General features: G+C 73.9%; 16 protein-coding genes and 1 pseudogene. 10 read left to right on the top strand and 7 right to left on the bottom strand.

Translation table 11 applies throughout. The features are described from left to right. The first annotated feature begins 288 nt into the window (after window positions 1-288). The 5 genes from OG689_RS16240 to OG689_RS16220 all read left to right on the top strand — a co-directional run bounded on the left by OG689_RS16240 (window position 289) and on the right by OG689_RS16220 (window position 5,364). Window positions 289-1,455 (top strand): LLM class flavin-dependent oxidoreductase, encoded by a 1,167-nt coding sequence (locus OG689_RS16240; protein ID WP_266321116.1) that lies wholly within the window; start codon window positions 289-291, stop codon window positions 1,453-1,455. Between the two features lie 123 nt (window positions 1,456-1,578). Then, window positions 1,579-2,523, top strand: coding sequence for an ABC transporter substrate-binding protein (locus tag OG689_RS16235; protein ID WP_266321114.1), 945 nt, complete (start codon window positions 1,579-1,581; stop codon window positions 2,521-2,523). A gap of 31 nt (window positions 2,524-2,554) precedes the next feature. Beyond that, window positions 2,555-3,640 carry an amino acid ABC transporter permease gene (locus OG689_RS16230; RefSeq protein WP_266321113.1) on the top strand — a complete coding sequence of 362 codons (1,086 nt, stop codon included), beginning with the start codon at window positions 2,555-2,557 and terminating at the stop codon, window positions 3,638-3,640. Continuing rightward, window positions 3,637-4,413, top strand: a complete 777-nt coding sequence (locus OG689_RS16225; protein WP_323189296.1) for an amino acid ABC transporter ATP-binding protein — start codon at window positions 3,637-3,639, stop codon at window positions 4,411-4,413. Before OG689_RS16230 ends, OG689_RS16225 begins: the two co-directional genes overlap by 4 nt. A 57-nt stretch (window positions 4,414-4,470) precedes the next feature. After that, a complete protein-coding gene (locus tag OG689_RS16220; RefSeq protein WP_266321112.1) occupies window positions 4,471-5,364 on the top strand; it encodes an IS982 family transposase in 894 nt (297 codons plus the stop codon). 21 nt (window positions 5,365-5,385) lie between these two features. Here the strand turns inward: OG689_RS16220 and OG689_RS16215 are convergent, their stop codons facing one another. Next, window positions 5,386-5,772, bottom strand: a complete 387-nt coding sequence (locus OG689_RS16215; RefSeq protein ID WP_266321110.1) for a hypothetical protein — start codon at window positions 5,770-5,772, stop codon at window positions 5,386-5,388. Between the two features lie 152 nt (window positions 5,773-5,924). On the opposite strand from OG689_RS16215, the gene OG689_RS16210 reads away from it, so the two are divergent. Both OG689_RS16210 and OG689_RS16205 read left to right on the top strand, forming a co-directional pair. Continuing rightward, window positions 5,925-6,914, top strand: coding sequence for an ABC transporter substrate-binding protein (locus tag OG689_RS16210; protein WP_266321108.1), 990 nt, complete (start codon window positions 5,925-5,927; stop codon window positions 6,912-6,914). Between the two features lie 120 nt (window positions 6,915-7,034). Next, window positions 7,035-8,303, top strand: coding sequence for a serine/threonine-protein kinase (locus tag OG689_RS16205; RefSeq protein ID WP_266321106.1), 1,269 nt, complete (start codon window positions 7,035-7,037; stop codon window positions 8,301-8,303). A gap of 33 nt (window positions 8,304-8,336) precedes the next feature. Here OG689_RS16205 and OG689_RS16200 read toward each other — a convergent pair whose 3' ends face one another. The 5 genes from OG689_RS16200 to OG689_RS16180 form a co-directional block, all read right to left on the bottom strand. Beyond that, complete coding sequence (locus OG689_RS16200; protein ID WP_266327179.1) at window positions 8,337-9,182, bottom strand: STM4011 family radical SAM protein; 846 nt, start codon at window positions 9,180-9,182, stop codon at window positions 8,337-8,339. A 92-nt stretch (window positions 9,183-9,274) separates the two neighbouring features. Beyond that, on the bottom strand, window positions 9,275-10,624 hold the full coding sequence (locus OG689_RS16195) for an STM4012 family radical SAM protein (RefSeq protein ID WP_266321104.1): 1,350 nt from the start codon (window positions 10,622-10,624) through the stop codon (window positions 9,275-9,277). Beyond that, window positions 10,621-11,469 (bottom strand): STM4013/SEN3800 family hydrolase, encoded by an 849-nt coding sequence (locus tag OG689_RS16190; RefSeq protein WP_266327177.1) that lies wholly within the window; start codon window positions 11,467-11,469, stop codon window positions 10,621-10,623. The genes OG689_RS16195 and OG689_RS16190 overlap by 4 nt, the downstream gene beginning before the upstream one ends. Before the next feature lie 47 nt (window positions 11,470-11,516). Continuing rightward, complete coding sequence (locus OG689_RS16185; RefSeq protein ID WP_266321102.1) at window positions 11,517-12,782, bottom strand: STM4014 family protein; 1,266 nt, start codon at window positions 12,780-12,782, stop codon at window positions 11,517-11,519. Between the two features lie 40 nt (window positions 12,783-12,822). Then, window positions 12,823-13,785: an STM4015 family protein gene (locus OG689_RS16180; protein WP_266321100.1), complete on the bottom strand. Its 963-nt coding sequence runs from the start codon at window positions 13,783-13,785 to the stop codon at window positions 12,823-12,825. Between the two features lie 170 nt (window positions 13,786-13,955). Here OG689_RS16180 and OG689_RS16175 point away from each other — a divergent pair, with 170 nt between their 5' ends. From OG689_RS16175 to OG689_RS16165, 3 genes and pseudogenes are all read left to right on the top strand, one after another. Then, window positions 13,956-14,282, top strand: a complete 327-nt coding sequence (locus tag OG689_RS16175; protein ID WP_266321099.1) for a hypothetical protein — start codon at window positions 13,956-13,958, stop codon at window positions 14,280-14,282. Between the two features lie 319 nt (window positions 14,283-14,601). After that, window positions 14,602-15,650 (top strand): annotated as a pseudogene (locus tag OG689_RS16170) (DUF6745 domain-containing protein). 271 nt (window positions 15,651-15,921) lie between these two features. Continuing rightward, window positions 15,922-16,773 carry a fumarylacetoacetate hydrolase family protein gene (locus OG689_RS16165; protein ID WP_266321097.1) on the top strand — a complete coding sequence of 284 codons (852 nt, stop codon included), beginning with the start codon at window positions 15,922-15,924 and terminating at the stop codon, window positions 16,771-16,773. Between the two features lie 300 nt (window positions 16,774-17,073). On the opposite strand, the gene OG689_RS16160 is transcribed toward OG689_RS16165, so the two are convergent. After that, on the bottom strand, window positions 17,074-17,832 hold the full coding sequence (locus tag OG689_RS16160) for a TetR/AcrR family transcriptional regulator (RefSeq protein WP_266321095.1): 759 nt from the start codon (window positions 17,830-17,832) through the stop codon (window positions 17,074-17,076). Window positions 17,833-17,986: the final 154 nt, after the last annotated feature.

The raw sequence follows: 17,986 nt of genomic DNA, 5'->3' as shown, positions 1-17,986 counted from the left end.
TCCAGCCGTACCCCGTCACGCGTTGCCGCCTCCTCCTCCCCGGCCTTCCGTCCGCCTTCCGCCGTCCGGACGCCGGCCGGGTCCGCATCCGGGCCCGCCCCTGCTGCCCGCCGCCCCCCCACCACCCCCGCTCCCGCCTGCCCGAACGCGTCGCCGGCCCGGCCACGCGGCGCCCCGCCGTACCCGGAACCACCCGTACCGTCCGTGAACACCTTTGCGGCTCAAGGGCGCTGGGTTCGCGCACCGCCCCACCGCGGCCACCCCCGCGGAGAACGAAAGGTCAGCACCATGCCCGTCGAATTCCTCGGTATCGCAGCCACCGGAGACGGTTCGGAGACCACCGCCCGGACCACCGCCGCCTTCGACCGCGACTACACCCTGCGACTGGCCCGGGCCCACGAGGACAACGGCTGGGACCGCGTCCTGTTCGCCTACGCCGCCGGCGCCCCGGACCCGGCGCCCGCCGCCGCATACATCGCCGCCAGGCTCGACCGGCTGCAGATCCTGCTCGCCCACCGGCCGAACGTCTCCTACCCGACCTTCGCCGCCAAGACCTTCGCCACCCTCGACCGGATCAGCGACGGCCGGCTCACCGTGCACTTCATCACCGGCGGCAACGACCACGAGCAGCAGCGCGAGGGCGACTTCCTGACCAAGGACCAGCGCTACGACCGGACCCGCGAGTACATCCGGATCGTCAAGCGGGCCTGGACCAGCCGGGAGCCCTTCGACCACGAGGGCGAGTACTACCGCTTCAACGACTTCGTCTCCGACGTCCTCCCCGTCCAGCAGCCGCGCCCGGGCGTCTCCTTCGGCGGCAGCTCGCCCGCCGCCTACGCGGCCGGCGGGGCCGAGGCGGACGTCTACTGCCTCTGGGGCGAGCCGCTGGCGCAGACCGCCGAGCAGATCGAGACGGTGCGGGCCGCCGCCCGCGCCGCCGGGCGCACCGACCTGCCTCGGATCCAGGTCGCGTTCCGGCCCATCATCGCGCCGACCGAGGAACTCGCCTGGGAGAAGGCCTACCGGACGGTCGACGCGATCCAGGAGCGCCGGCGCTCCGGCGCGCTCGGCCGCCGGCAGCCGGCCGGCGCCACCGGCACCGCCCCGGCGCCGGAGAACACCGGCTCCCAGCGGCTGCTCGCCATCGCCGAGGCCGGCGAGCGCTACGACCGCGCGCTGTGGACGCCCACCGCCGCCGCCACCGGCGGGGCGGGCAACTCCAACGCGCTGGTCGGCACCCCGGAGACGGTCGCGCAAGCCCTGCTCGACTACTACGACCTGGGCGTCGACATCCTCTCCGCGCGCGGCTACGCCCTGCTCGACGACGCCGTCGACTTCGGCCGGTACGTCATCCCGATCGTCCGCGAGGAGGTGGCCAGGCGCGATGCCGAGCAGGCCGCCCGGCTGGCCCGGGCCGAGCGGGACCGGCACCAGCTGATCGCCGTGCAGGCGTGAGCGCCGCCGCCCGCGGCCCGGCCGCCGCCGCGGCGGGCCCGGTCCGCCGGCCGGCACCTCTGCGCACGACCTCCGCCGTACACCCCTCCTGATGTCCGGATCCCACCGAAAGGCGCCGTCCCTGTGAGAGCCACCAACCGCCGACGCGGCCTGCTCGCCGCCACCGCCCTGCTCCCGGTGCTGGCCCTGAGCGCCTGCGGCTCCGACCCGGCCGCCCCGGCGAAGCCGGCCGCCGCCGCCGGGGTCGCGCCCGGCCAGGACGTCGTCTCCGCGGTGGCCAAGGTCGACAGCATCGCCGCGCTGCTGCCGGAGGAGGTCCGCAAGGCGGGCACCCTCAAGGTCGGCAGCTCGACCGGCGCGCCGCCGAGCGCCTACTACCCGGACCAGGCGAACAGGAAGCCGGCCGGCATCGACATCGACTTCACCGACGCCGTCGGCAAGGTGCTCGGGGTCGCGGTCGAGCGCGAGGACGCGAAGTTCGAGACCATCCTGCCGGCGCTGGACAGCGGCAAGTACGACTTCGGCACCGGCAACTTCGGCGTCACCACGGCCCGTCTGAAGACCATCGACTTCGTCACCTACATCGACGACGGCCAGGGCTTCGCGGTCAAGAAGGACAACACCACCGTCCCGGCGGTGACCGAACTCGGCCAGCTCTGCGGCCTGACCGTCGGGGTCGGCGCCGGCACCACCTTCGAGACCACGCTGAACAGCAGGAAGAACGTCTGCTCCGACGCCGGCAGGAAGCCGTTCGAGGTGAAGGCCTTCTCCGACAACGGCGCCGTCCTCACCGGCCTGCAGCAGGGCCGGATCGACATCGTGATGTCGACCATCAACGGCCTGCGGTACCAGGCCGCCCAGGAGAGCGCCGGGACGAAGTTCCTCGGCGAGTTCCACCGGCTGGACGTCGGGTTCGCCTTCAAGAAGGGCTCGGCGCTGACACCCGCCTTCCAGGGCGCCGTCAACCAGCTGATCAAGGACGGCACGTACGACCGGATCCTGAAGAAGTGGGGCGTCACCGACTCCGCGATCAAGGAATCCCTGATCAGCCCGCCCGAGCACCCGTGATCCCGTGTCAGCGCTTCGGAGGAATCCCCCCATGACCGCCACCACCGGCACCGAGCCCGGCACCGGGACTGTCGCGGACCGCGATACGTCCGCGGAGCCCGCCGGCCCCGTGCCCGTCCTCGTCCGCAAGGAGCCGCCCGCCGCGGCCGGCCCGCCCGCCACCGGGTCACCGGACGATCCAGACAACCTGCGGATCGTCCCCGCCCGCCACCCCTGGCGCTGGGCGGCCGGCGTCGCCGCCCTCGTCGTCCTGGCCCAGTTCGCCCACGGCCTGGCCACCAACCCCGGCTGGGACTGGCCCACCTTCCGGGCCTTCTTCAGCACCACGACGATCCTGCGCTCCGTCTGGATCACCCTCCAACTGACCTTCTACGGAACGGTCCTGGGCTTCCTGCTGGGTGCCGGGGTGGCTGCCCTGCGGCTCTCCCGCAGCCCGATCCTGCAGACCATCGGCTGGGCGTACATCTGGGCCTTCCGGTCCATCCCGCTGATCGTCCAGCTGGTCTTCTGGTTCAACCTCTCCTACCTCTACAAGCGCCTCGGGGTGGGCATCCCGTTCGGGCCGACCGTGTGGTCCTTCGACACCGTCGGCGTCCTCGGCGCGATGGGCGCCGCCGTGCTCGGCCTCGCCCTGCACCAGGCCGCCTACGCCGCAGAGATCATCCGCGGCGGCATCATCGCCGTCGACGGCGGCCAGACGGAGGCGGCGTCCGCACTGGGCATCCCCCGGTTCCGGCAGGCCTGGCGGATCGTCCTGCCGCAGGCCATGCGGGGGATCCTGCCGGCCGCCGCCAACGAGGTCGTCTCGCTGTTCAAGGGCACCTCGATCGTCTACGTGATGGCGATCGGCGAACTCTTCTACCAGGTCCAGGTGGTCTACGGCCGCACCGGCCGGGTGGTGCCGCTGCTGATGGTCGCCACCGTCTGGTACATCCTGCTCAGCACCCTGCTCTCGGTCGGCCAGTACTACGTGGAGCGCCACTTCGCCCGGGGCGCGCGGCGCACCCCGCCGCCCACCCCGCTGCAGCGGGCCCGGGACTTCGTCCGCACCGTCCAGGCCACCCGGCGCACCCCGCCGGCCGGCCGCACCGCACCGTTCACCGGAGGCCGCTCATGACCACGACCACCACCGACGCCATGGTGCAGGTCCGGGGCGTGCACAAGCGCTTCGGCGCCCTGGAGGTGCTGCGCGGCGTCGACCTGCTCGTCCCGGCCGGGTCGGTGACGGTGGTGCTCGGGCCGTCCGGCTCGGGCAAGTCCACCCTGCTGCGCGCCATCAACCACCTGGAGAAGGTCGACCGCGGCTTCGTGGCGATCGACGGGGAGCTGATCGGCTACCGGCGCTCGGGCGGCAAACTGCACGAGCTGAAGGAGCGCGAAGTGCTGCGCCAGCGCACCGGCATCGGCTTCGTGTTCCAGAACTTCAACCTCTTCCCGCACCTGACGGTGCTGGAGAACATCGTCGAGGCGCCGGTGAGCGCGCTGCGGCAGCCGAAGGCCGAGGCCCGCCGGTCCGCGCTGGCGCTGCTCGCCCGGGTGGGCCTGTCGGACAAGGCGGACGCCTACCCGCGCCAGCTGTCCGGCGGCCAGCAGCAGCGGGTGGCGATCGCCCGGGCGCTCGCGCTGGAGCCGAAGGTGCTGCTGTTCGACGAGCCGACCTCGGCGCTGGACCCGGAGCTGGTCGGCGAGGTGCTCGACGTGATCAAGGACCTGGCACGCTCCGGCACCACCATGATCGTGGTGACGCACGAGATCGGCTTCGCCCGCGAGGTGGCCGACACGGTGGTCTTCATGGACGGCGGGCTCGTCGTCGAGCAGGGTCCGCCCGCCGCGGTGCTGGACGACCCGCAGCACGAGCGCACCCGTGCCTTCCTCTCCAAGGTCCTCTAGACGAGTAGATCCGAAGTTCGGGCCCGTCAAAGGGGCGAGGGTGTCCAAGATCCGTGTGTGACGACAGACCTGAACACCCTCTTGACCGCACTGTACGTGAAGATTGACGACGAGCTCGGAGGAACCCGATGCCTCGGCAGGCCGCCGTTGCTCAGCGACTCCGAACTCGTCTGCCTGGCGGTAGCGCAGGCCCTGCTCGGCTTCCGTTCCGAGGCCCGCTGGCTGCGCTACGCGAACAAGCACCTGTGGAGCATGTTCCCGTATCTGCCGCAGCGAGCGGGCTACAACAAGCGCCTCCGCGCGGCGCTCCCGCTGGTCAAACGCATGATCCGGGAACTCGCAATGGACAGCGACTTCTGGACCGACACCGTGTGGATCACCGACTCCACCCCGGTCCCGTGCGGGACCTCACGCCCGACCGTCCAGCGATCGAACCTGGCGGGCTGGGCCGGCTACGGCTACTGCGCCTCGCATTCCCGCTTCTTCTGGGGCCTGCGGCTGTACCTGGTCTGCACTCCGACCGGGATGCCGATCATGTGGGCACTGGCCAACCCGAAGATCGGTGAACGCGAAGTCCTCGCCGCGATGCTAGAGGTTGACGCCGGACTGGTCGCCGACCGCGCGGGCATCCTGCTGATCTCGGACAAGGGCTTCGCGTCCGTGCCCTTCGAGCAGGCCCTGGGCGAGCAGGGAATCCAACTGCTGAGGCCCTCGCGCAAGCGGGAGAAACAGCGGTTCGGGGAACCGATGCTCAAGAAGGTCCGCCAGCTGATCGAGTCGGTCAACGACACCCTCAAAGGCCAGCTCGACCTGGAGGAACACGGCGGGCGGACCTTCGAGGGCGTCGCCATCCGGGTCGCCCAGCGAATCCTGGCGATGGCAGCCGGGATCTGGCACAACAACAAGATCGGCGCACCGGTCACCCGGTCGCTCGTCGCCTACGACCATTGACCGCAGCAACCAACGGTCCATTCAACGGGTTGGCATGCCTCCGTGCGGGCTGTTGACCACCAACGGCAGCGACCCTTCAGCAAGGTAGAAGTGCCCGGGGAAGTAGTCGATGTGGAGGTGGCCGCCGTCCTCAGCGGAAGCCATGCCGCGCAGGTTTTCCGCGAGCACCGCCCTGCCGGCGGAGTCACCGCTGATCACAAGAAACCGCCGCCCGGAACCCAGATGGACAAGGACACCGGGGCCGGCAGTCTTCTTGACCTCGATCCCCGCCAGGGCGTCGCTGCCCGCTGAGGGCGTGGAGCTGAGCAGCCCCTCGCCCTCGGCCACCGCGGCCGCCAAACGGTTCAGTTCCTCTGCCGACGCCGTGAGATCCACTTCGCCGTTCACGGGATCGCAGATGAGTCTCACGCGGTCAGCACTCCTTCAAGATCAGACTCCCATGATGCCAGCCAGCTGCCAGACACCATCGGGCACTTCGGATCTACTCGTCTAGGCCGCGCCGAAGCCTGCCGCCGGATCCTGCTTTCTTCGAAGTTCGCACCCCCGTAAGGAGTTCCGCCATGTCCCTACCCCGTCGCGCCCTGCTGGCCGCCGCCCCGCTCGCCGCCGTCCTCACCCTGGCCGCCTGCGGCAGCTCCCCGGACACGGCCGCCGACCTCTCCGCGCCCAAGGGCGCCGCGACCGCGCCGGACGGATCCTCGGTGAACCTCACGCCGGAGCAGAACCGGGTCACCACGCCGAAGGTGGACGCCGTCGCGGCGCTCGTCCCGGAGGAGATCAGGAAGAAAGGCACCCTGACGGTCGTCGACTCGCTGGGCACCGTCCCGCCGCTGGACTTCTACGCCGACGACGACCGGACCGTGATCGGCGTGGAGCCCGACATCGCCGCCCTGGTCGGCAACGTCCTCGGCCTGAAGGTCGAGTTCAACCCCGTCTCCTGGGAGAACATCTTCGTCGGCCTGGACAGCGGCAAGTACGACGTGGGCATCAGCAACATCACCGTCACCGAGGCCCGCAAGGAGAAGTACGACTTCGCCACCTACCGGCTGGACATCCTCGGCTTCGAGGCGAAGAAGGGCGGCAGCTGGAAGGTCGCCGGGCCCAAGGACGTGGCCGGCCACACCATCGCGGTCACCTCGGGCACCAACCAGGAGAAGCTGCTGGTCTCCTGGAACGAGGAGAACGTCAAGGCCGGGCTGAAGCCGGTGGACATCAAGTACTACCAGAACTCCACCGACTACTACCTGGCGCTCTCCTCCGGCCGGATCGACGCCTACCTGGGCCCCAACCCGAGCGCGGCCTTCCACGCCGTCCAGACCGGGGAGACCGAGGTGATCGGGACCTACTCGGGTGGCGGCGCCGAGGTCCTGGGCAAGATCGCGGCGACCACCAGGAAGGACAACGGCCTGGTCAAGGCCCTCAACCAGGCCTTGGACGAGATCATCAAGAACGGCAGCTACGGGCAGGTGCTGAAGCGCTGGGGTCTGGAGAACGAGGGTGTGAAGGCCTCCGAGATCAACCCGCCCGGGCTGCCCAAGGTCAACCCCTAGGCCAGGGGTACGCGGGCCCGCGCACGCGGCGGGCGGCGGGTCGCGACCCGTCCGCCGCCCGCCGGGCCGCCCCACCGCTATCGTGAAACTCGTTCGAATCGGGCGGAGTTGGGGGCGGTCATGCAGGTCGGGGACGTACTGGACAGTCGCTACCGAATGGTGCGCAGGATCGGCCGGGGCGGCTTCGGGGTGGTCTGGGAGGCCTTCGACGCCAAGGTCGGACGCCCGGTGGCGGTGAAGGTGATCTCGGAGGAGCATGCCGCCGACGAGCGCGAGGTGCGGCGCTTCATCGCCGAGGCCCGGACCGTCGGCAACCTCCCGCACCCGCACATCGTGACCCTGTACGACCTGGGGGAGGTCCGGGACGGCGGCTTCGCCACCCACTACCTGGTGATGGAGCTGGTGCGGGGCCGCTCGCTGGCGGAGGTGCTCAAGGACGGCGTGCCGGCGCCGGGGCTCGCCCTGCGCTGGGCCGGGCAGGTCTGCGGCGCGCTGGACGCGGCCCACCGCGCGGGCGTGGTGCACCGCGACATCAAGCCCGAGAACATCATGATCACCGTCGACCACGAGGCCAAGGTCCTGGACTTCGGCATCGCCCGGCTGGAGACCCAGTCGGCCGGTCTCACCAGCACCGGAAGCGTGATCGGCAGCCCGCACTACCTCTCGCCCGAGCGGTGGTCCGGCGGGGTGGTGGACGGCCGGGCCGACCTGTACGCGCTCGGCTGCGTGCTCTACCAGCTCTGCTCCGGCGCGAAGCCGTTCCGGGCCGACAACGCGGTCGCCCTGATGTACCAGCACCTCAACGACACTCCGGCGGCGCCGCCCGGCGCCGGCCCCGAACTCGCCGCGCTGATCCTCCAACTGCTCGCCAAGGACCCGGCCGACCGGCCGGCCGACGCCGCCGAGGTCCGCCGCCGGCTGTCGGCGGTCGAGGCCGGCCCGACGCCGCCGGCCGCTCCGGCCGGCCCGAGTCCGGAGGAGCTCAGGGAACGGGCCGACCAGGCCTGGGCGCGCGGCGCCGACGGGGACGCCGTCGAGGCCGTCCGGCTGCTGCGCGGGGTGCTCCCCGAGTTCGCCAGGGTCTGCGGTCCGGCCGACCCGCGCACCCTGCGGACCTGCCACGACCTCGCGCTCTGGCTCGCCCGGTCCGGTGAACTGCTGCTCGCCGTCGACCTGTTGCGCGAGCTCGCGGAGCCGCCGGCCGGAGCGCCCGGGGCCGGCGCGGCGGGTGCGGAGGCCCGCGCCGACGCCGCCCGCGACCTGGCCCGCTGGGAGCGCGAACTCGCCCGCCGCGGCCCGGTCGGCGGCGCGGCGGCCGGGGGCCCGGTGGCCGGCGGTGCTTCCCTGACCCTCGGTACCGTCCTGCTCGGCGGCGCGCAGCAGCGCTGACCGGCCGGCGGCGGCCGGCCGCCGCGCGCCACCTCACCGGCCGTGCGGGATCCGCTCCAGCACGCCCTCGCCGAAGACCTCGTACAGCGGCAGCGTCTCCAGGTGGACGTACCCGATGTGGCAGTCGCAGACGGCCAGTTCGCAGGGCCGCGGGCCGAGCGCGGCGCGGTACGAGCCGTCGTACAGGTTGCCCAGCTCGGTGCGGACGAAGTGGCAGCGCCGCACCGTGCCCGCGCCGTCCACCGAGATCACCGTGCGGCCCGTGCGGCAGGGCTGCCCGGCGCTCGGGTGCGGGGTGCGGCTGTACGCGAAGAGCGGGTCGAGGTCGGTCCAGCGGGCCGCCTCCGGGTCGGTGTAGGTGCGCCCCTCGGCGGCGTTCACCCAGAGGTAGACCTCGGGCGGCAGCTCCGCGCGCAGCCGGCGGGCCGGCTCCAGGTGCTCGGGCTCGCCGACCACGCCCACGCTGTAGCGCACACCCAGCGCGGTGAGCTCCCGGCACTTCGCCAGGAACCGCTCGTGCGTCACCTCGCCCGGGTGGTACGTCGCCCAGAGGGCGAGGGTGCCGAGGTCGGCGCCGGCCAGCCAGTCGGTGCGGAAACTGAGGTTGGTCTGGATCGCCACCCGCCGCACGTGCGGCAGCCGGCTCAGCCGGGCCAGCGTCTCCCGGTACCAGGAGCGGACCAGGCCCTCGCCCCACGGGGTGAACAGCAGCGAGAGGGTGTCGCCGCGCTGCCCGGTGGCCCAGGCGGCGAACCTGTCCAGCGCGGCCCGGTCGGCGCGCAGTTGCTCCGGGGTGTCCCGCCGCTTGCCGAACGGGCAGTACGGGCAGTCGTAGTCGCAGGAGGCCAGCGGGCCCCGGTACAGGATCGTCAGGTCCAGCGGCGCGGGGGCGGGCGGGGGGAACGCGGGCAAGCCTTGGCCGGCCGGCGGGCGGAATACGGGCATGCCCAGGTCGGCGGGCGGGCGGCCGCTCACTTCGCCTCGTAGGCGGCCATCAGGTCGCGCACGGCGGGGGAGAAGAGGTCCGGGCCGACGGCGTCCGAGTGGGCCAGGCCCTCGGGGGTGAGCCGGAGCCGGCCGGGGGTGTCGGCGAGCCGGCCGGCCGCCCGCAGTGCGGCCAGCTCGGCGGCGAAGTCGTCCGCTGCGGCGGTGCCGAACCGCCGCCGGTAGTCGGCCAGGTCCAGGCCCTCGGCCTGCAGAAGCGACTGCACCAGGTGGCGCCGGCGGGCCTCCTCGCCGTCCATCCGGTGGCCGTACTCGGCGTGCCCGAAGTCGGTGGTGGAGACGTAGTCGTCGATGATCGAGCGGACCTGGGTGGCGTCCACCGCGTAGTCGAAGGAGTAGTGCAGGGCGGCGGTGTACGAGCGGGACCCGCAGCCCAGGCCCACCATGCCGTCGCTCTGGCAGCTGTACTCGTCGGTGCCGGCCTGCGGCGAACCGGCCCGGCGGAACATCCGCATCGAGACCTGCTGGTAGCCGTGCGCGAGCAGGTGGTCCCGGCCCGCGCGGTAGAGGGCGAGGCGCTGCTCGTCCCAGGCCCGCGAGCCGTGCTCGCCGGCGCGCCGGCCGAGGCCGGTCAGCGGGCGCACGTACAGCGGGTAGAGGTACAGCTCCTCGGGCTGCCAGGCCAGGGCGGCGTCCAGCGAGCGCAGCCAGCTCACGGGGGTCTGGCCCTCGATGCCGTAGATCAGGTCGATGTTGAGGACGGGGAAGCCGGCGGCGCGGATCCGGCCGAGCGCCGCCTCGACCGCGGCGCGCTTCTGCGGGCGGACGGCGGACTTCGCCTCCTCGTCCAGGAAGGACTGCACGCCCAGGCTGAGCCGGGTGGTGCCGCGGGCGGCGAGCACCTCCAGCCGGTCGGCGGTGGCGGTGTCGGGCGAGGCCTCCACCGAGAGCGGGATCGCCCGCAGGTCGGCGCCCATCCGCCGCTCGGCGATGTCGCACAGGCGCTCCAGCTCGGCGGCGCTCAGGTAGGTCGGGGTGCCGCCGCCGAAGGCCGCGAGGGCGAACCGGGCGCCCTCGTCCAGGGCTCCGCGCACCGCGTCGGCCTGCCGCTCCAGCGCGTCCAGGTAGGCGGTGGTGAGGCCTTCCGGGCCGCCGATCCGGGTGAACAGGTTGCAGAAGCCGCAGCGCACCTCGCAGAACGGTATGTGCAGGTAGAGCGAGAGCGCGTGCTGCGGCTCGCCGGCCCAGAGGTCGCGCAGCGCGGGCCGGTCCGGCAGCCGGCGGTACGCCGTCTTGTGCGGATAGGCGTAGACGTAGCTGCGGTACGGGGAGTCCGCCGACGGGGCGCCGGTCAGCAGCGGCAGCGTGGTGGTCATCGGGGCGGCGTCTCCTGGGCGGGGCCGGGCAGGTCCTGGGCGGGGCCGGGCAGGGTGAAGTGCGCGTACGGGACGGTCCAGACGACCTCGTGGCCGATCCGGTGCCCGGTGTACCCGTCCTCGCCGTACGCCGTGCCGTGGTCGGAGCAGACGACGGCGAAGCACGGCCGGCGCCGGCTCATCGCGGCGAACAGCCGCCCGATGTGCCGGTCGACGTACTCCAGGGCGGCGGCGTGGCTGGCCCGGCTGTCGCCGTGCTCCCGGGTGGCGCCGGGCAGGTGGAACCAGTTCGGCTGGTGCAGGGCGGCCACGTTGAGGAACAGGAAGAGCGGCTGCCCGGCGGGCTGCCCGGCCGCGACCTCCTCGGCGCGGGCCACCTGGGCCTCGAAGGAGACCGGCGAGGGCACGCCGAACTCCGGCTCCCAGTGGCTCTCCTGGAACATCCCCGGCAGTACCGAGCCGAGCGGGCCCTGCTTGTTGAAGAAGCCGACGCCGCCGATGCAGACCGTCCGGTACCCGGCCGCGGCCAGCGCGGACGGCAGGTCCGGGGTGTCGAACACCCAGGTGCGCGGTTCGGTGGTCTCGGAGCCCGCGAAGCGGGCGGCGAACAGCCGCGGGTGCGGGCCGTCAGGGCTGGCCGGGGTCGGCAGGAACCCCGCCAGGATGGCCTGGTGGGAGGCGTAGGTGAAGCTGCCGGGGGCGTGCCGGCGCTCCCAGCGCCCGCCCGGCAGGACGGCCGCCAGGTGCGGGATGCGGCCGGCCTCGGCGAGCTCCCGGGCGACGTCGAACCGGAGCGTGTCGAGGGTGACCAGCAGCAGGTCGTGACTGCCGACGATCTCGTTCATGTCGGGTGCCGGGGGCATGGCCGGGGCCGGGGGCGGGACAGCGTGGTTCACGGGGTGGCTCCATGGCCTGGGGGCGGGGCGACGGTACCGGTCCGGGCGCCGGTACGGGACGGGTCGGTACGGCGGGACGGGTCGGCGGCGGGGGAAGGTCCGGTGCTGCCGGCGGGGCCGGCGGCCGGGGTCGGGCGGGCCGGGCCGGCGAGTACGGCGGCGAGTTGGGCCGCGTAGGTGTCGAGCCCTTCGGCGGGGCCGCCGGGCAGGCCGGTCAGACCGGGCAACAGGTCGCCGAAGGCGTTCACCTCGCCGACCAGGTAGCGCCGCCAGTCGGCCCCGGGCAGCACGTCCACGCCGGCGGCCAGGGAGCCGGGGAAGCACCCGGCCGCCCACTCGGCGGTCTCCAGCAGGGTGGTCCAGTGCGGGCCGGCCGCCTCCCGGAGCAGCTCGGTGTCGCCCCGGGCGCCGCCGAGATGGAGGTTGGTCATCGGGCCGGTGCTGGTGCGCACCACCAGGTGGGTGGCCCGGCCGGCGACCACCACCACCCGCAGGTCGGCCGCCCGGCCGTGCTGGGCGGACTTCGGGATCCAGCGCTCCACGTGCAGGCCGTCCGGCGCCAGCCGGTCCACGATCGCGGCGATCCCGGCCTCCTCCTGGTAGCGGCGCACCCGCAGCGAGTTGTGCAGTTCGCCGCCCTGCCAGGACACCGAGGTGGTGACCGAGAGCCGCCCGCGCGGGCCGGACTCCAGGGCCAGCACCCCGGAGGCGGAGGAGCCGTGGGCGGGTTTGACGAAGACCCGGCGCATTCCCGCCGCCGCCAGCCGTTCCTTCAGGTCCGCCCAGCCGGTGACGGGCCCCGCCGACTGGTCGAGCGCCGGCGGGACGGGCACGCCCGCGCCGGCCAGCAGCCGGTGGGTGCGGCGCTTGTCGAACATCACGGCGATCTCGGCGGGCGCGGACAGCAGCCGGGCCCCGGGGGCGGCCCCGACCGCCCGGTCCACCCCCGCCAGCGCTGCGGTGAACCCGGCGTACCAGGCGGCGCTGCCCTCCACCCGGGTCGGCGCGTACCCCGGGCCGAGTGCGGCGCCGCGCAGCAGCCTGTCCACCGCCTCGTCCTCGCCGGGGGAGTCCACCCGCAGCAGGGTGCCCGGCTCGATCCGGTACTCGCCGCGCAGCACGTCCAACCAGGGCAGCACGGCGGGTTCGGGCAGCCCGGAGGCCCGGACGGCGGCGGCGAACAGCGCCACCCGCCGGTGGCCGGGGTTGCCCAGCACGGTGAGCCGCGGGGCGGTCGGGTCGGTCGGCGGGGCCGGTGTCATCGCTGTCGGTCGTCCGTCGGGGCTCGGGTGGGCTGCCGGGTCACTCGCCGTTGGCGACGTAGGGCCGGTCGTCGTCCAGGTCCTGCTGCTGGGAGAGGTCCAGTGCCGTGCCGGCCGCGCCCACGGTGTCCTTCAGGCGCTGCTGCATCTCCTCGGAGAGGTAGTGGTGGTGCAGGTCGAGCGCGGCGAGGTGGGTGAGCGGCTGGCCGGCCAGCAGGGCGGCCGCGCCCTGGTCGCTCAGCGTGCCGAGGGCCAGGCTGAGCTTCGACAGCTGGGCCACCACCGGTGCGCCGGCCAGGGCGGCGGCCAGCTGGTCGGTGAGGTCGCTGTTCTCCAGCCCGAGGTGGCGCAGTGCGGGCAGGCGGCCGCCGTCGAGCAGCGGTGCGAGGTCGTCGAGGGTGGTGTCCGCGCCGTACCACTCGGTGCCGAGCCAGAGTTCGAGCCGCTCCAGGGCGGGCAGCTCGCAGGCGCCGATCGCCTGGGAGACCGTGCCGGAGAGGCCGCCGGACTCGAAGCGCAGGGCGCGCAGGTGCTCGTGCCGCAGCGGCCGCAGGTACGGCGGCGCGACCTCGCCGTACGTCGAGTACGCGCCGCGGGCGACGAGCTCCTCCAGTCGCGGGTAGGCCTCCAGCAGCGGGGTGAGGTCGGCGGGCTGGATCCAGGAGATCTCGTTCTCCTCGTACGTCACCTCGCCGAGGAACAGGGCCCGCAGGGCGGGCAGCCGCTCGGCGCTGCGCACGATCAGCGCCAGCGACTCGGTGAGCGGGTCCATGGCGTCGTCGCCCCACCAGGAGCCGATCACCAGGGCCCGTACCGCGGTGCCGTCGACGGCGGTGAGGAAGGACTCCCACAGCTCCTCGAAGCTCCCGTCCCCGTCGTAGTCCAGGTGCAGGCGCCAGGCGACCTCGCCGGCGGCGGGCAGCGGCTTGCCGTCGGCGAGCGCGGCCTCCACGTTGAACACGGGCAGGCCGTGGAATTCCTCGATGTGCCGGCCGATCGCCATGGCGCGTCTCCTCGGGCTGGAAGGGGCTGACCCTTGTCTACCAGGTGCCGCCGACAGCGCTCGCGGGCGGTCCGCCCGGGCGTGGCCGGCGGCGCCCGGGGGCTCGTTGTCGGACCCCGCCCGTAGCGTCTGCCGTGTCGTCAAGAAGGCAGCGAGTGCGGGGAGGCGCCGTGTACCGGCAGGGTGATGTGCTGATCGTTCCGGTGGAGGAGGCGGCTGTCCCGCAGCGGGTGGCCGGCCTGCCCGGGCAGCCGCGGGACGCCCGGGGGCGGCTGGTGCTGGCCCTGGGCGAGGTGACCGGCCACGCGCACGCGGTGGTCGGGCCCGGCGAACTGCGCCGGGAGCCGGGCCCGTTCGCCACCGCCTGGCTGCACCTGCCGGAGGGCGGCCGGGTGGTGCACGAGGAGCACGCCGTGATCCCGCTGCCCAGGGGCTGGTACCGGGTGGTGCGCCAGCGCGAGTACCTGCCGGGCGCCGTCCGGGTCGTGGCCGACTGAGAGCGCCCGACAACAGGACACGTCGGTCCGAACCGCCCGCGCGGCGGCAGCCCACCCCCAGGACGCAGGAACCAGGAGCAGGACGATGACCCAGCAGACCGACCGGCCCGACCGGGCCCTCGCCGCCCCGCCGGCCGTCCTCCCGCCGGCCACCCGGCCGGCCGACCCCGCGACGGCCGACCCCGCCCGGGTGGCCGCCGACTGGCGCCGGGTCGCCGTCGCCACCGCGCCCGTCGCCGACGCCCCGCGGGACCGGGCCGCGGCGGAGCGGGCGGTACGGACGGCCTACCGGGCCGCCGGGCTCGCCGACCCGGCGGCCGTGGTCCGGCTGGACTCGCCGCTGCAGGCGCTCGCCGCCGCCCTGATCCTCGGCGGCGGCGCGCAGGCCGTACTGGCCGGCCCGGGCGCGGCGCAGGCGGCCCCGGTGTTCGCGGCCGCCCGTGAGCGGCTGGCCGCCGCCGGGGTGGCCGCGGTGCCGGGCGCGGCCGGGCCGAGCGTCCGCGAGCGGGTCCGCACGGCGCCCTGGGAGCGGGCCCGCCGGCAGGTGCGCGAGCGGCTCGGCGGGGCCGGCTGGGCCCGGCTCTGGGCGCTGACCGGCGGCGAGCTGTGGCCGCAGACCCAGGCTTTGACCGGGCGGATCGAGGGCGTGCTGACCGACCGGCTGGCCCCCGAGGCCGAGGAGGACGCGGACGGCCCGGTGCGGGCGCGGGCCGCCGCTGCCGTCCGCACCGTCCGGTCGGCCCTGCTGGACGCCGTGCTCGGGCAGCACGACGCGCCCTGGCTGTCGGCCTTCGACGCGGCCGGCCCCGGCTTCGACGGGGAGCTCGCCGACCTGGCGGGCCTCGCCGGCGTCGCCCGGCACGCCGGCTGGTGGTGGCCGTACGAGCGGGTCGCGCTGGTCGCCGCCCGCCCGACCACGCTGCACCGGGACGAGGCCGGCCGGCTGGACCGCGCGGACGGCCCCGCGCTCGCCTACCCCGACGGGTTCGCCCTGCACGCCTGGCGCGGCCTGCCGGTGCCCGAGGACTTCCTGGCCGGGCTGGACGGCCTGACCGCCGAGCGGATCCGCGAGGAGGAGAACGCCGAGCTGCGCCGCGTGATGCTGGAGCACTACGGCTACGACCGCTACCTCGCCGACTCGGGCGCCGAGCCGCTGCACCGCGACGAGACCGGCGTGCTCTGGCGGATCCAGCTGCCGGACGACGAGCCGGTGGTGATGGTCGAGGTGGTCAACTCGACGGCCGAGCCGGACGGCACCTTCCGGACGTACTGGCTGCGGGTGCCGCTGGCCACCCGGACGGACCGGGCGGCGTGGCCTGGACCTTCGGCGTCGCCGAGCAGGACTACCGTCCCGAGCGGGAGACCTGAGCCCGCCGCCGGGCCGGCCCAGGGCGACCGGGCCCGGTCGTCACGGCCGCCGTACGGCCCGGTCGTACCGGCCGCGCAAGGCCGGTCCGCGCTTGTCAACCGTACGGGCGACCTATTCGGGGCTCCGGGCACTTGGAGGAATTGATAGGAATTCGCCGACCCGAGCAGTCTGGTTCGCAGGTGGCAGCGGTTGATATACCTCGGATGCATAGACCGGGTGAGCTGTGCGGCCCGCCCGGTGAGATGCGATGAACCAGGTGGTGACGGTCATATGAAGCTCCTCCGTGTCGGCCTCCCCGGCGCTGAGCGCCCGGTCGTACTGGGCCCGGACGGCACCGCGTACGACCTCTCGGGCCGGACGCCCGACATCGACGGCGCGTTCCTCGCCGGGCTCGACCCCGCCGAGCTGGCCCGGGCGGTGGCCGCCGGCGCGCTGCCGGTGACCGACATCGCCGGGCAGCGGGTCGGTGCGCCGCTGGTGCGCCCGGGCAAGGTCGTCGGCATCGGTCTGAACTACCGCGACCACGCGGCCGAGGCGGGGGCGCAGATCCCGACCGAGCCGGTGGTGTTCCTCAAGCCGAGCAACACCGTGGTCGGCGCCTACGACGAGGTGCTGGTGCCGCGTGGCAGCGAGAAGACCGACTACGAGGCCGAGCTGGCCATCGTGATCGGCCGGACCGCCCGCTACCTGGAGACCCACCAGGACGCGGCGGCCGTGATCGCCGGCTACACGGTGGCCAACGACGTCACCGAGCGGGCCTTCCAGTTCGAGCGCGGCGGTCAGTGGGACAAGGGCAAGTCGGCGGAGACCTTCACACCGCTCGGTCCCTGGCTGGTCACCGCCGACGAGGTGGAGGACCCGCAGCGGTTCCCGGTGCGGACCTGGGTCAACGGCGACCTCCGGCAGAACGGCTCCACCGCCGAGATGATCTTCCCGGTGCTGGAGATCGTCCGCTACCTCACCCACTTCATGGTGCTGGAGCCCGGCGACGTGATCGTCACCGGCACCCCGGCCGGCGTCACCCTCGGGCACCCGGGGACGCCGTTCCTGCAGCCCGGCGACGTGGTCGAGATCGAGATCGACGGTCTCGGCCGCCAGCGGCAGGTGCTCGGCAAGGCCTGACCGTAAGGCCTGATCACAGGGTTCGACCGCAGGGCCTGATCACAGGGCTCGGTCACAGGGCCCGACCCGGGCCCGACGGCAAGGTCCTACCGCAAGGCCCGTTCTGCGACCCCGACCCCGGGCACGGGGGTCGGGGCCACCCTCCCCGCCGACCTACCCGCGTACCGACCGCCCGGCGTACCGACCACCCCGCGTACCGATCACCCCGCGTACCGACCGCCCGGCGTACCGATCACCCCGCGTACCGACCGCCCTGCCGGCCCGCCGCCCGACGTCTCAGGGCGACGCCGTCCCGCCCTGCTACACCGTCCCGGCCCGCGCCGACAGCAGCTCCTGCAGCCGCCCGGCCAGCGCCGCCGCCGGCCCGTCCGGCCGCTCCAGCGCGAGCAGTCCGCCCAGCACCTGCGCGGTCTGCGGATCGTGCAGCGCCGAGGCCGCGCTCATCGCCACGAACTGGTCCACCAGCCAGTCGCGCAGCTCCGCCGGCGGGATCTGCCGGCCCTCGTCCAGCCAGGTCAGCGACGCACCCTCGACCACCGAGATCCAGGACCGGACCAGCATCGCCACCCGCGGCCCGGCCTGCCGCACACCCAGGTGCCGCAGTGTCCGGCGCAGCGCCGCCCGCCGGACCTCGTCCACGATCGCCGAGGTCCGCGCCGTCTCCACCACCGAACCGCCGCGCAGCAGCGCCCCGTAGCCGGCATGGTGCTCGGCGACGAAGTCGAAGTAGTGGTCCAGCACGGTCGCCAGCTGCTGGGTCGGGGTGCCCTCCTTCGGCACCTTGAACCGGCTGATCAGCTCTTCCGCGGCACTGCGCAGCGCCGCCTCGTACAACTGCTGCTTGCCGCCCGCGAAGTAGCGGTAGACCAGCGGGCGCGAGGCGCCGGCGGCCTCGGCGACGTCGTCGAGGGTGACCTCCTCGGGCGGCCGGGAGGCGAACAGCTCCAGGGCGACGGCGATGAGTTGCTCGCGGCGCTGCTGCACCGGCAGCCGACGGTAGCCGGCGCGCCGGGGGCGGGCCTCGGCGGGGGACGGGTCTGGCGCGGAGCTGGCTTCCATGGCCGCCAGCGTAGTGGCGGACCGTCCGATCCGGCCCTGTCCGGAGGAGCCGGTTCCGGCATCCGGCACGCGCGGCCCGCACCGTGCCGAGTTGTGCTCCGGGGCGCCGGACGATGCCCCAAGAGGGTTGCATTCGGCCCCGGCTGCGACAGGA

The sequence above is a fragment of the Kitasatospora sp. NBC_00240 genome, from assembly GCF_026342405.1.
Taxonomy (GTDB): Bacteria; Actinomycetota; Actinomycetes; order Streptomycetales; family Streptomycetaceae; genus Kitasatospora.
Note: the sequence above shows the minus strand (reverse complement) of the source record. Positions and strands in the feature narration are given on the sequence as shown.